An 11,103-nucleotide genomic window follows, 5' to 3' on the forward strand; every position below is an offset into this window, starting at 1 on the left:
CACTATAATTTAGGATGTAAAATTTTAGCAATAGACACTGCATCTGCCACAGTATCCAGGCTGTAGATCTGGATAACACCCTGTGTAGTGGCTGCCTGACCTAAGATGTTCTGTTGGTTTTGTGCATTCACTGCATTTTCAAACATAATTCCTGTAGAATGGGCAGCAGATTGATATACGTTGGCAAGAGCCATTGCTGGAGATTCTCCTACTACTTTTACGTTGGATTGCGTTACCGCGTCTGTGATTTGTTCGTTTACTGGCATAATGATTATTGTTTATTTGGGTTAAAAACAACCGGAATTTCCGGTTGTTACGGTAATGGTATTTAAGCTATTCGCAAAAACCAATTAAGGATTAAGGATTTTAGCGATTGAAACTGCATCTGCCACAGTATCCAGGCTGTAGATCTGAGCAATACCTTGTGTCGTTGCTGCTTGCGTAACAATGTTTTGCTGATTTTGAGTATTCACTGCATTTTCAAACAGGATTCCTGTAGAATGGGCCGCTGATTGATATACGTTGGCCATCGCCATTGCAGGAGATTCTGCTACTACTTTTACGTTGGATTGCGTTACCGCGTCTGTGATTTGTTCGTTTACTGGCATAATGATTATTGTTTATTTTGGTTTAAAAAACAACCGGAGTTTCCGGCTGTTCGGATAATTGATTATAATAGTTTCGTAAAAAGTGATTACGGAGTAAGGATTTTAGCAATAGAAACCGCATCGGCTATCGTATCCAGACTGTAAATTTGAGTTACTCCCTGTGTAGTCGCTGCCTGGGTAACAATATTCTGCTGGTTTTGAGTGTTGATTGCATTTTCAAACATGATTCCTGTGGAATGTGCTGCAGATTGATACACGTTGCTTAGAGCCATTGCAGGAGATTCTGCTACTACTTTTACGTTGGATTGCGTTACTGCGTCTGTGATTTTTTCGTTTACTGGCATAATGATTATTGTTTATTTGGGTTAAAATTACCGGGTTTTCCGGCGGGTTAATGTATTCTGCGGTCTGCAGAATTGGTTTAAGGTTTAAGAATTTTAGCAATAGAAAGAGCATCAGCGATGGTGTCTTTGCTGTAGATTTGAGTCACACCCTGAGTAGTGGCTGCCTGGGTAACAATATTATGTTGATTTTGAGCGTTTGTTGCATTTTCAAACATAATTCCTGTAGAATGTGCAGCAGATTGATACACATTACTTAACGCCATTGCGGGAGATTCTGCTACTACTTTTACGTTAGACTGCGTTACCGCGTCTGTGATTTGTTCATTAACTGGCATAATGAGTAAGGTTTATTAGGTTAAAAACAACCGGGCTTTCCGGTTGAGGTCATTACTTGGATCAAATAGCTTAAAAATTAAGGCTTAAGGATCTTCGCAATAGAAACTGCGTCAGCTACAGTATCCAGGCTATAGATCTGCAGGATTCCCTGAGTGGTCGCTGCCTGGCCTAAAATGTTCTGCTGATTTTGCGTATTTACCGCATTTTCAAACATGATTCCTGTAGAATGGGCTGCAGATTGATACACGTTGGCTAGTGCCATTGCAGGAGATTCTCCTACTACTTTTACGTTCGATTGTGTTACTGCGTCTGTGATTTGTTCATTAACTGGCATAATGGTAATTGTTTTTTTTTGAGATCGGATCTCGGTTAATAAATTATTGAGGTAAACTAGTTTTATGTTGGAGTTTTAAACTCACCACAGATCCTGCAGATGAACATATTTCAAAAGCATTGGTATTAACAGGTTATGAATAAACTGGATCTGAAGGGTGGCTCTGAATACAATGGTTGAAACCCTATCTGTAAAACCTGTGCGAGTTTAAAGCATATTTTTTTTGTAAAAGGATGCGGTCTTTATTTTTAATATCTGTCTCAAAAATAAATTCCTGCTGCGGGTATACTGGCAATGCCGGATTCCTTTGGGCTAAAGACGGATTCTGAATGATTGCTTTTGTACATTGACAGCATCTGAAAGGCGGTGCAAAAATAAATGTTGACCTGATTGTATATATGTTGAAGGCACCGGATTTCATCTTTGCAGGGAAATAAACCGCATCCGTAGTTTTTAGATAGCTGCATTAAAAACGATCTCTTTTAATGGCTTCCATTTGCTTGAGCTTTATATTTTTTGGACTCATTTTTTTTAATCCCATTACATAATGGCTGATGCCGGTTATGGCATTCCTTTGCTGGTTCAATGCAGAATTGATTTGCATCTGTCCGGTGGAATGTGCGCTTACCTGTGCAGAAATAGCCTGAGGTACTGCGGTAGACATTCCGGTTACGATTGTATCAATTTCGTTCATATTAATTCGTTTTGTTGGTTCTAAGGTTTGATATTACCCAATCTTGTATTCAGCTTATTCATTCGCTCCATTATTTTAAGTTCTTTCTCCTTTATTTTTGCTGTTGAGGCTTCCTGCAGTTTTTTCAGCTGTTCTTCATAATTCATTACAGGAGTATCAGGCGGTGGTGAACTGGCCACAGGAACAGGAGCTGCTTCATGCTGTTTTACGGCTTCTTCCAGTTTTTCAAGAAGAGGAGCCAGGGACTTCATGGTCTCTTTGATGGCTTTCTCCTTGATATAAGTAATGATTTCGTCTTCATGTCTTAAAACAAAAGGCATGATTTCTTTTTCTACCATTTCAGGTTCTGTCACAGGCACCGGTGGTCTGGGAGCAGGAGATTTCTTACTGATTTTTCTGCGCATACTTTATATTTTTATGAGATTAGAACATCTGTTTTTTACAGCAGATAATTAATAAATGCAGCAGCAGATCTCCAGTCCCGGTTGATTTCTTTCACTACATTATATCCGGTAATCTCCAGAGCGATACATGCTGAGATGGCACTGGCCGACAACATTTCTTTAAGCTGGTTGGAAGGAAGAGTCAGGACATAATCATCCGGAATCACGGGTGGTGTACCGTTATTTGGAGTTGTTTCGTTTACTATAATACTCAGGATTTCCTGAAAATAGTGGGCAATCAATTTGGAAGCCTGGAATTCCAGTTCTCTTTTTAATTCTATGATTTCATTCTGGCTTACCAGTTCCGAAATAGCTGACACATCCACATCATGTACCGCATACTGTGCTTCCCCTGTATTAGACGGTGTAATCGTAATATCGGTTTTGAGTATACATTTTGATTTTTCAAGATTGATGGTAAGAAGCTTTGAGTCAATTTCCGGAGAAGCTACTTCACTTAAAGTGCTGAGAGGTAAAATTCTCACATTACAGTAAAAGGCTTTTGGATCATCCAGTTTGACCATGATCAGAGCTATCCCCGTTGATTGATCTTTAGGTTCTACTACAAAACACTGAAAATGATTGTACCTTTTCCCTAATCTGTTGATACAGCTGACGAGTCTTATGGAAGGCTGAATATTAATGTCCGAGGTCTGAAGATTAAATACACAACGTTCCGAATGATCGCTCTTTTTTATATCTGTACTTTTGGGATTCAGATAAAGAATATCATTGCTTCTGGTCAGATAAAGTCTTTCATTCAAATCATTTAAACTTTCCAGGTTTAAAATTTTGGCAGGTTTGGTTGCTGAGGAGTAATTCATCTCTTATTTATTTTAATTTTTTCAATGAGTTGGGCTATTATTGTTTTTTTCCTGGGATTAACTTCCGTTTCTATAGAAGAAATTACCGCTTCTTTAATCTCTGGTTTTACGAGTGGCTGTGTCAGTTTAACTGACTTTAATACTAATTTTCCCCCATGATCAGCCGTAATAGAGCTTTTTCTCATACTCTCTTTTTCTGATGAGACTTCTTCCGGAACCGGATCTACTCGTTTTTTTTTTCAGGATCTTCAGCCTCAGAGGAAACTTCCGTGTAAGATGGGGGAGAAGGAAGGGCTTCTGAGACAGGAAGCGCATTGACATTGTAAATAGTATTGGAAATTTTTGCCTTTACTTCAGCATAATCACTTACCATTTTGAATAAGTCTTTCATCATTTCATTGCCTTTTCCTGCATCCTGGCCTTGAATATTTTCAGCCATCTGAACAGAGGTCTCTTTATTGCCCGGAGCCGGCCCGAAAGTCGTTCCGTAGGTCAATAAATTATTAGCCAATCTGCTCAATGCAATTAAACCTACCTGCTCAAATCCTTTTAAGAATGACTGTAAATCCTGAACCATCATTCCTGTAGACTGTTCTATCATTACTTTGGTTACTCCGGTCATTGGAGAAGCTTTAGGCGGAGCCAATACCTCACTGTTCACAAATACTACAGCTTTCTCCGCCGGAGTGGTAGCATTGGCTGCCTGGGATTGTTGGGTTTCACTGTTGTTTTCACTCATGATGGTAAGGTTTTAAATTATCCTTTTAAAATTTTAATGGCATCTGCAACAATCGCAGGGTTGAGCTGGTTCAAGTTCTGCTGGTTTGTCACAGAATTCTGAATGGAAATTCCACTGGCATGCGTGGCCATCTGGTAAAGCATACTCATAGCCTGTGCGGGAGACTCACCAAGTACCGTAACGTTAGTCTGCGTTACTGCATCTGTAGTCTGGGTGTTTACTGTTTCTGCCATATTCTGGTTTTAATGGGTTACTATTTTTTTTGATTTAAATATTGACTATGAGATTGTTGATCTCTTTTGTCTGATACAAATTTCATTAAATAAAATAAATCTTCATTAAGGGAAAAAACGGAATTTTAAAAAATAAGGGAATTCTCCTATGAGTGAAATTTTAATCATGACTCTTTATGATATCTAAGAAATTAATGAATGAAATACACAAATACATTACCTGTAAATAAGGGTAAACCCCTAGTTTCTGAAAATGGGTTTTTCCCCTTTAACGAGTCAGAATGTTTCCGCAGAAATTTGTGTTATTAATATGGATAAAAACTCTGGAAGTCAGAATAGAGAAAAATTTCAGAAATCAAATAAATAACCTTAAATAAAACGATTATGAGCATTATAGGAAAATACAACAATTTGTTTTTCAGTGCAAAAGGAACAAATAACAAAGCTAAGATAGGAATCAGGCTGAAAAACGGAAAGATAAAAGCAATGACTGTGCAGGAGGTCTTCAATACCTACTTTATAAACAGCAGGGAAAACGAAAGAAAGATGCTGGAAACCTTGGAGCTGATGGGAGGAGATATAAAAGATATCATTCAGGTACTTGACATTTATAACGCAGACTATCTATCTGAAGAAGACTATAAATTCAACCATGATCAGTGGGAAAGTGACAAGTATGAAAATGAAAGAAAAGAAAAGTATGGGGATGTCAGCGAAAAGGAAAGGCATGAAGTTAATATCATTATGAATACCCAGGTTGTTACATCTTCTGTATATCGGGATCTGCAGCAATTGTTTTTTATCAAAAAATTTCATGAAAGAAGATGGGATAACGGAAGTAAAAGTAAAGAATTTATGAGGCAAAGACTTGGTTTATTGAGAAACGGAACAGAAGGCAGTCCTGATCTCCATACGATGACATTCTACAGAACAATGGGAGAAACAGAGTTTAAAGGAATAAGTGAATGGGCTGAAAAATATAGGACAGAAGGTGGAAATATTAAAACTGATCTTACTTTCCATCATGAAATAATGAATACAAAGGTATTTGCCAACGATAATATCCCGAATGAGATACCCGTTCGTCATCATTTGGGCGGATACAGCCAGGCCAGATGGTATGCGAGACCTGATAAGCATCAGTTTAAATTTCTCGTGCAGTTTGTATTGAATAAGAATGCTAAAGGATTCTTTGGAAAGCCGGACCAGTTAGTTTTACAAAGAACATCAAAGAATAGTAATTCGGCGGTAGCAAAAATTAAATCATGGTTTGAAGATAACGAAATACCGTTTGAAGAAATAAGTAACAGTGAAGGCCAAAAAGCAGGTAGAATTGGCCTTAAAAATGAAGATAAGGAAGGAGAGGGATTAAGTATTTCGTTAGGTGAGAGCAGAGATACCCAGGAAATATTTCAAGATCTGCTCAGCAGAATACGGCTTATTGAAGTAATTGCTCCGGAATAGATTTTTCAAAATTAATAATATATGAAAAAGACAGCCCTTTCAATAAAAGGCTGTCTTTTTAATCAGGAGGTTGCTGAAAGTGGATGATCATGCTCCAGTTCTTTCCTCTTCCTCCAGAAGAAATAAGCCACAACAGCCGTTGCAATAGGCAGCGCAATACCAAACTCATCAATATAATAATTCGTGTTTCCCGTATCTGCAGTTAGAGGAGTAAAAATAGACTGTATAAAAAGATTATGACTGGCATGTAAAATAACACCTGTCCATAAACTCCCGGATTTTAATCTTAACCATGTAAAGATGAAACAAGCTGCAAATATCATAACCGTAAAACATAGAAGAGCCAGCCATTTAGGTCCGCCTGTATTATAATTGGAAAAAAGCAGGAGAGGATAATGGTAGATCGACCAGATTACACCCATCCAAAGAGAAGTAGCAGTATAAGAATTCATTTTGGCCAGCTGAGGAGTTAAAAGACCACGCCAGCCTATTTCTTCACCTAATGCAGAGCCTACTGAACGTACCATGCCAAAACTGCTCATCAAAATAACATACAGAATGATCGTGAGACCATCTGGAAGATTCCAGCCCATTCCTTTGCCAATTTCCGCGACAAATTCACGATTGTAAAAACCGCCAGCTCCACTGATCCAGATGATGAGGTAAGGAACCAAGCTGTAAAGAAGGGGGATGCAGTACGCCATGATGTGGTATTTTGTAAGTCCCCATTTCCATCCCAGAGAAGAAATGGGGATATTCCGGATACGGCAGGTAAGAAATGCAGCAATAGCAGGACACCACATGACAATTGTTGCATAAGAGATCATTCCGCCGCCAAGTTTTCCTGTACGGATACACATATAATAGACTGGAAGACAGAAAAGCAGAGTAAGAATCAGATAAGTAGCAATATTCTTCCTGATTTCGGATTTGGATAGTGTATTTTCCATAAACTGATGTGGTGTTAGTGTTTGTAAATAACTGAAAAATAGAAAGTTATTTTTAAATAAAAATACACTTATTTTTTATATGATTAATAATTTAAATATCAGCAGAAGTAAGAAAAAATTTTAATAAGGAAAACTGTAAATTAGCCAAAACATTTTTTTCAGAATATCCCCAACGATGTCCAAGCTAAAAGCCATAAGAGAACAAAAAAATCTGACCCAGGAAGAGCTGTCAGAACAATCCAAGATTTCCGTAAGAACCATTCAAAGGATTGAATCCGGAACAGAGCCGAAGGGACATACGTTAAGATCACTGGCTCAGGCTCTGGAAATAGAAGAGATTGAATTGCAGCAGGATCAGCCGGCAGCAATTTCAGAAACAGATGAGGTTGAAATAGAAGCAAAAGAAGAGGACGCTCCAATCAATTATTCATACATTAAAATCATTAATCTTTCCTCACTCATCTTTACCCTTTTACCACCACTGAACATTTTCGTTCCGCTTATTCTCATGCATAGTATGAAGCAGAGAAACAGCCTGGCCAGACAGATTATTTCAGTTCAGATGATTTGGACAGTGATGGCGCCTATTACCTTCATGCTTGGCATCTTTTTAAAGTTCGGAAAACAGTTTACCCTGATCCTGATGATCCTGATTGTGCTTTCCAATGTATTTATCATCCTTAGAAATGCAGCCGAAATAGATAAGAATAAAAAACTCTATTTCAGACTGAAATTCAGTATGATATAAAGCCTGTCATGACTTTGTCGGGTTTTTGTCGGGTTCATTTTTAGCAGAAAAACAAAAGGAAATTGAATCTTTGTCAAAAAATAACAATGACAAAGTTTTCAAGGTTCACCCTTCCTTTTTTAATGCTGTTCATGAGTGTCATGCAGGCACAGATAGAAAAAACAGATCCCCTTTATAAAACCATTATGTCGAAAGACAGCCTGTTTTTTTCTATAGGCTACAATACCTGCAACATCAAGCAGATGGAAAATCTGTTGAGCGGTAGTTTTGAATTTTACCACGACAAAGGAGGTTTCGAAGACAGGAAAAATTTTATCATTGATTTTAAAAACGGATTGTGCAAATCCCCGGAAACTTATCAGCTCAAAAGAGTACTGGTTGATAAAAGCACAGAAGTTTATCCTATGTATAAAGACGGGAAGATCTATGCTGCCATTCAGAATGGAGATCATCTGTTTTATGAAAAGATGGGGAGCCAGGCGGAGAAACTAGTAGGGGAAGCAAAATTTACCCATTTATGGATACTGGAAAATGATGAGTGGAAGCTTAAAAATTCATTGAGCTTTAATCACCATCCGAAGCAGACTACCGATAGTGAAACCATGTTTGATAACGATCAGTCGATGAAAAGCTGGCTGAAAGAAAACAATATTCCAACGCTGGGATTAGGAATTATCGAAGATGGAAAATTACAGCAGGTAAAAGTTTTTGGCGGGATCAGGAAAGGGATTCCAGCACCTCATAACGCCTTATTTAATGTAGCATCACTCACCAAACCTGTTACAGCTATGGTAGCCTTACGCCTGATAAGTTCAGGCAAGTGGAAACTGGACGAACCTCTTGATACTTACTGGATAGATCCCGATATTTCTAATGATCCACGGCATACAAAATTAACGACCAGAATGATCCTGAGCCACCAGACAGGTTTCCCGAACTGGAGATGGATGAATGCAGATAAAAAGCTGAATTTTCAGTTTGATCCCGGCACCAGATACCAATACTCAGGAGAAGGTTTTGAATACCTTCGGAAAGCACTGGAAAAGAAATTTGGGAAAACGTTGGAGAAGTTAGCACAGGAACTCATCTTCCAGCCTCTCAAAATGAAGGATACCAGTTACATTTGGGGTAAAAATACTGACGAAGCAAGATTTGTAACAGGATATAATGAAAAAGGGGAAGCTTACCCCATCGAAAAAAGTACTACAGCCAATGCTGCCGATGATCTCCATACAACGGTAGAAGATTACGGAAATTTTATGGTCAGCATTATGAAAGGGAAAAATCTGAAACCGGATGTTTTTCAGGAAATGATCAAAAAGCAGGTAAAGGTTAAAGAAAATAAATATTTCGGATTAGGTTTTGAGGTTTATGATCTTGGAAATGGTGAATATGCATTATCTCATGGCGGAGCAGATCAGGGAACAAGATGTATCGCCATTATATTGCCCGATTCAGGAAAAGGAATTGTAATTTTTACCAATGTGGATGATGGTTATAGGGTGTATGAAAAGCTTGTACTTCATTACTTAGGAGAGCAGGGACGAAAAATTATTAAGATAGAAACTAAATGATTATATCAGTGATAAAGATATTATCGCAATAATCATTGTGTATCTTTGAAAGATTAGAAATACCGGATATATAAATAATTTCTATAGTATGCTTTTAGAAAAATTACTTGAAGAGTTTGATGTAGACCCCAATACCTTTAGTTCGGAAGAATCTAAGTTATTTGATCAATATTTTGAACAGATCTCAGTCAGGAAAAATACATTTCTGATTAAAGAAGGGGAAACAGAAAAGTACAGTTATTTTGTTTTTGAAGGCTTATTGCGTTGCTGGATAATTAATCACAAAGGAGATGAACAAACGTTTTGGTTTTGTAAGAAAGGAACTTTTTCATTGTCAAATATATCCTTTACATTACAGGAAAAATCCGCTTTTAATGTACAGACCATCGTAGACAGCGTTATCTACAGGATAGACAAGAAGAAGGCCGCCGAATTATATTCTGCTATTCCCAGATTAAAGACAGTTTTTGATGACTTAACAGCTATATTACTTAATAAAATACTGAATAGAAATATTGACCTGATTAAGTATTCCCCCGAGCAGTATTACCTCCGGATGATTGATGAATATGGTGTCACTTTAAATTATATCCCCCTAAAAGACATAGCCTCTTATCTGGGGATCACACCACAAGCGCTGAGCAGAATTCGTAAACGCATTTTTTAACCTGGGTTCAGTATTTTAGATGAATAAGTTCTGACCTTTGTGATCTAAATTTACAATTATGATCAGAGAAATTACGGTAACAGATTATCCACGTTTGATTGAGATCTGGGAGAGCGCAGTGAGGAATACCCATGATTTTCTTAAAGAAGAAGACTTTGCATATTATAAAAAACAGCTTCCTGGCTATTTCCCGCATGTCACCCTTTCAGGGTTTGAACAAGAAGGTATTTTAGTTGGGTTTGCAGGTGTTGCGGAAGGAAACCTTGAAATGTTGTTTGTAGACAATAACTACCGAAGTACCGGAATAGGAAAAAAATTAATTGAATATGCAATATCTCATTTACAGGTAACCAAAGTGGATGTAAATGAGCAAAATAGCCAGGCTGTTGGTTTTTACAGACATATGGGATTCAATATACTGAAGAGATCCGAACAGGATGGAGAAGGTAAAGAATATCCTGTTCTGCATATGCAATTGTAGCCTATAAATAAACAGAAAATCCCTGCGTTCAAAAGAGCAGGGATTATTTTTATATAAATCTGAATTTATTTTACCTTTTCAAGGAGATATAATTTTGCTCCGGAAAAACCTAATTTAGGCATGAGATTGCCTTCCAGAACCATAGTTTTATTAGTCACATCAATCACAGATATATAATTGTTGGAATTATACTCTATATAATTCTCCTTTTCTTTCGTTGAAGGATTTTTTCCAAATTCCATAGAATATTTTACCCAATCTTCATCCTGTGTACTGCAGTGTACGGGCTTGAATTTAGACTTTTTAGCCTTGAAAACAATCTGATCAAAACCTTCCGTACATTCCGAAGTAAATGTTCCGTCCGGATTCTGATCTTTTGAAAAATCTTCAAAAGAACCACGGTAAACACCTACTACTTTCCAGGTACCATCCAGACGGTCTTCATCTATCTTTCCCTTAGCCTTGCTTACGGCCCAGCTAATCCCGTTTACTGTACCTTTTACCGCTTTATAACTTAAGCTTACTGCACCTGATACTACTTTTGTAGCCGTTCTTACCACACATGATTGGAGAACCAATACAACCGAAGCCAGCAATAGTATTTTTTTCATTTTGTCAATTTTTTCAGATACGAAGATAGGGTTTTTAAAAAAACTGATGGATT

The 11,103-nt window shown here is 37.6% G+C and carries 18 protein-coding genes; 5 read left to right on the plus strand and 13 right to left on the minus strand.

What is annotated here, in order from left to right; all coding sequences use genetic code 11:
• Positions 1-2 precede the first annotated feature (2 nt).
• From A1704_RS14750 to A1704_RS14805, 11 genes are all read right to left on the minus strand, one after another.
• A complete protein-coding gene (locus A1704_RS14750; RefSeq protein ID WP_034697228.1) occupies positions 3-266 on the minus strand; it encodes a RebB family R body protein in 264 nt (87 codons plus the stop codon).
• Positions 267-350: 84 nt separating this feature from the next.
• Positions 351-608 carry a RebB family R body protein gene (locus A1704_RS14755; RefSeq protein WP_034697227.1) on the minus strand — a complete coding sequence of 86 codons (258 nt, stop codon included), beginning with the start codon at positions 606-608 and terminating at the stop codon, positions 351-353.
• Positions 609-694: 86 nt separating this feature from the next.
• On the minus strand, positions 695-952 hold the full coding sequence (locus A1704_RS14760) for a RebB family R body protein (RefSeq protein WP_034697225.1): 258 nt from the start codon (positions 950-952) through the stop codon (positions 695-697).
• Between the two features lie 77 nt (positions 953-1,029).
• A complete protein-coding gene (locus A1704_RS14765; RefSeq protein ID WP_034697223.1) occupies positions 1,030-1,287 on the minus strand; it encodes a RebB family R body protein in 258 nt (85 codons plus the stop codon).
• A 77-nt stretch (positions 1,288-1,364) separates the two neighbouring features.
• Positions 1,365-1,622, minus strand: coding sequence for a RebB family R body protein (locus A1704_RS14770; RefSeq protein WP_034697220.1), 258 nt, complete (start codon positions 1,620-1,622; stop codon positions 1,365-1,367).
• 466 nt (positions 1,623-2,088) lie between these two features.
• Positions 2,089-2,316 (minus strand): RebB family R body protein, encoded by a 228-nt coding sequence (locus A1704_RS14780; RefSeq protein ID WP_062674645.1) that lies wholly within the window; start codon positions 2,314-2,316, stop codon positions 2,089-2,091.
• Between the two features lie 20 nt (positions 2,317-2,336).
• The gene (locus A1704_RS14785) at positions 2,337-2,720 is read right to left on the minus strand and encodes a hypothetical protein (RefSeq protein WP_062674647.1); all 384 of its coding nucleotides are present in this window, start codon (positions 2,718-2,720) and stop codon (positions 2,337-2,339) included.
• A 35-nt stretch (positions 2,721-2,755) separates the two neighbouring features.
• Positions 2,756-3,583 (minus strand): hypothetical protein, encoded by an 828-nt coding sequence (locus A1704_RS14790; RefSeq protein ID WP_062674649.1) that lies wholly within the window; start codon positions 3,581-3,583, stop codon positions 2,756-2,758.
• On the minus strand, positions 3,580-3,768 hold the full coding sequence (locus A1704_RS14795; protein WP_062674651.1) for a hypothetical protein: 189 nt from the start codon (positions 3,766-3,768) through the stop codon (positions 3,580-3,582). The genes A1704_RS14790 and A1704_RS14795 overlap by 4 nt, the downstream gene beginning before the upstream one ends.
• Positions 3,769-3,806: 38 nt before the next feature.
• Positions 3,807-4,322, minus strand: coding sequence for a hypothetical protein (locus tag A1704_RS14800; protein WP_062674653.1), 516 nt, complete (start codon positions 4,320-4,322; stop codon positions 3,807-3,809).
• Between the two features lie 17 nt (positions 4,323-4,339).
• Complete coding sequence (locus A1704_RS14805) at positions 4,340-4,555, minus strand: RebB family R body protein (protein WP_034697211.1); 216 nt, start codon at positions 4,553-4,555, stop codon at positions 4,340-4,342.
• A gap of 384 nt (positions 4,556-4,939) precedes the next feature.
• Here A1704_RS14805 and A1704_RS14810 point away from each other — a divergent pair, with 384 nt between their 5' ends.
• Complete coding sequence (locus tag A1704_RS14810) at positions 4,940-6,019, plus strand: hypothetical protein (protein WP_062674654.1); 1,080 nt, start codon at positions 4,940-4,942, stop codon at positions 6,017-6,019.
• A 62-nt stretch (positions 6,020-6,081) separates the two neighbouring features.
• On the opposite strand, the gene A1704_RS14815 is transcribed toward A1704_RS14810, so the two are convergent.
• Positions 6,082-6,969: a CPBP family intramembrane glutamic endopeptidase gene (locus A1704_RS14815; RefSeq protein WP_062674660.1), complete on the minus strand. Its 888-nt coding sequence runs from the start codon at positions 6,967-6,969 to the stop codon at positions 6,082-6,084.
• 175 nt (positions 6,970-7,144) lie between these two features.
• Here A1704_RS14815 and A1704_RS14820 point away from each other — a divergent pair, with 175 nt between their 5' ends.
• The 4 genes from A1704_RS14820 (at position 7,145) to A1704_RS14835 (ending at position 10,439) form a co-directional block, all read left to right on the plus strand.
• On the plus strand, positions 7,145-7,717 hold the full coding sequence (locus tag A1704_RS14820; protein WP_062674661.1) for a helix-turn-helix domain-containing protein: 573 nt from the start codon (positions 7,145-7,147) through the stop codon (positions 7,715-7,717).
• Between the two features lie 86 nt (positions 7,718-7,803).
• Positions 7,804-9,291: a serine hydrolase gene (locus tag A1704_RS14825; protein ID WP_062674663.1), complete on the plus strand. Its 1,488-nt coding sequence runs from the start codon at positions 7,804-7,806 to the stop codon at positions 9,289-9,291.
• Positions 9,292-9,379: 88 nt separating this feature from the next.
• Entirely contained in the window at positions 9,380-9,958 is a 579-nt protein-coding gene (locus A1704_RS14830) for a Crp/Fnr family transcriptional regulator (RefSeq protein WP_062674665.1), read from the plus strand.
• A gap of 58 nt (positions 9,959-10,016) precedes the next feature.
• Positions 10,017-10,439, plus strand: coding sequence for a GNAT family N-acetyltransferase (locus A1704_RS14835; protein ID WP_062674667.1), 423 nt, complete (start codon positions 10,017-10,019; stop codon positions 10,437-10,439).
• Between the two features lie 65 nt (positions 10,440-10,504).
• Here the strand turns inward: A1704_RS14835 and A1704_RS14840 are convergent, their stop codons facing one another.
• Positions 10,505-11,050 (minus strand): hypothetical protein, encoded by a 546-nt coding sequence (locus A1704_RS14840; RefSeq protein WP_062674813.1) that lies wholly within the window; start codon positions 11,048-11,050, stop codon positions 10,505-10,507.
• Positions 11,051-11,103: the final 53 nt, after the last annotated feature.

It is taken from the genome of Chryseobacterium cucumeris (assembly GCF_001593385.1).
Taxonomy (GTDB): Bacteria; Bacteroidota; Bacteroidia; order Flavobacteriales; family Weeksellaceae; genus Chryseobacterium; species Chryseobacterium cucumeris.

What these genes read in the sequence shown, in the direction of transcription:
- A1704_RS14750 (WP_034697228.1), bottom strand. Translation starts at nt 266, where the DNA reads ATGCCAGTAAACGAACAAATCACAGACGCGGTAACGCAATCCAACGTA.
- A1704_RS14755 (WP_034697227.1), bottom strand. Translation starts at nt 608, where the DNA reads ATGCCAGTAAACGAACAAATCACAGACGCGGTAACGCAATCCAACGTA.
- A1704_RS14760 (WP_034697225.1), bottom strand. Translation starts at nt 952, where the DNA reads ATGCCAGTAAACGAAAAAATCACAGACGCAGTAACGCAATCCAACGTA.
- A1704_RS14765 (WP_034697223.1), bottom strand. Translation starts at nt 1,287, where the DNA reads ATGCCAGTTAATGAACAAATCACAGACGCGGTAACGCAGTCTAACGTA.
- A1704_RS14770 (WP_034697220.1), bottom strand. Translation starts at nt 1,622, where the DNA reads ATGCCAGTTAATGAACAAATCACAGACGCAGTAACACAATCGAACGTA.
- A1704_RS14780 (WP_062674645.1), bottom strand. Translation starts at nt 2,316, where the DNA reads ATGAACGAAATTGATACAATCGTAACCGGAATGTCTACCGCAGTACCT.
- A1704_RS14785 (WP_062674647.1), bottom strand. Translation starts at nt 2,720, where the DNA reads ATGCGCAGAAAAATCAGTAAGAAATCTCCTGCTCCCAGACCACCGGTG.
- A1704_RS14790 (WP_062674649.1), bottom strand. Translation starts at nt 3,583, where the DNA reads ATGAATTACTCCTCAGCAACCAAACCTGCCAAAATTTTAAACCTGGAA.
- A1704_RS14795 (WP_062674651.1), bottom strand. Translation starts at nt 3,768, where the DNA reads ATGAGAAAAAGCTCTATTACGGCTGATCATGGGGGAAAATTAGTATTA.
- A1704_RS14800 (WP_062674653.1), bottom strand. Translation starts at nt 4,322, where the DNA reads ATGAGTGAAAACAACAGTGAAACCCAACAATCCCAGGCAGCCAATGCT.
- A1704_RS14805 (WP_034697211.1), bottom strand. Translation starts at nt 4,555, where the DNA reads ATGGCAGAAACAGTAAACACCCAGACTACAGATGCAGTAACGCAGACT.
- A1704_RS14810 (WP_062674654.1), top strand. Translation starts at nt 4,940, where the DNA reads ATGAGCATTATAGGAAAATACAACAATTTGTTTTTCAGTGCAAAAGGA.
- A1704_RS14815 (WP_062674660.1), bottom strand. Translation starts at nt 6,969, where the DNA reads ATGGAAAATACACTATCCAAATCCGAAATCAGGAAGAATATTGCTACT.
- A1704_RS14820 (WP_062674661.1), top strand. Translation starts at nt 7,145, where the DNA reads ATGTCCAAGCTAAAAGCCATAAGAGAACAAAAAAATCTGACCCAGGAA.
- A1704_RS14825 (WP_062674663.1), top strand. Translation starts at nt 7,804, where the DNA reads ATGACAAAGTTTTCAAGGTTCACCCTTCCTTTTTTAATGCTGTTCATG.
- A1704_RS14830 (WP_062674665.1), top strand. Translation starts at nt 9,380, where the DNA reads ATGCTTTTAGAAAAATTACTTGAAGAGTTTGATGTAGACCCCAATACC.
- A1704_RS14835 (WP_062674667.1), top strand. Translation starts at nt 10,017, where the DNA reads ATGATCAGAGAAATTACGGTAACAGATTATCCACGTTTGATTGAGATC.
- A1704_RS14840 (WP_062674813.1), bottom strand. Translation starts at nt 11,050, where the DNA reads ATGAAAAAAATACTATTGCTGGCTTCGGTTGTATTGGTTCTCCAATCA.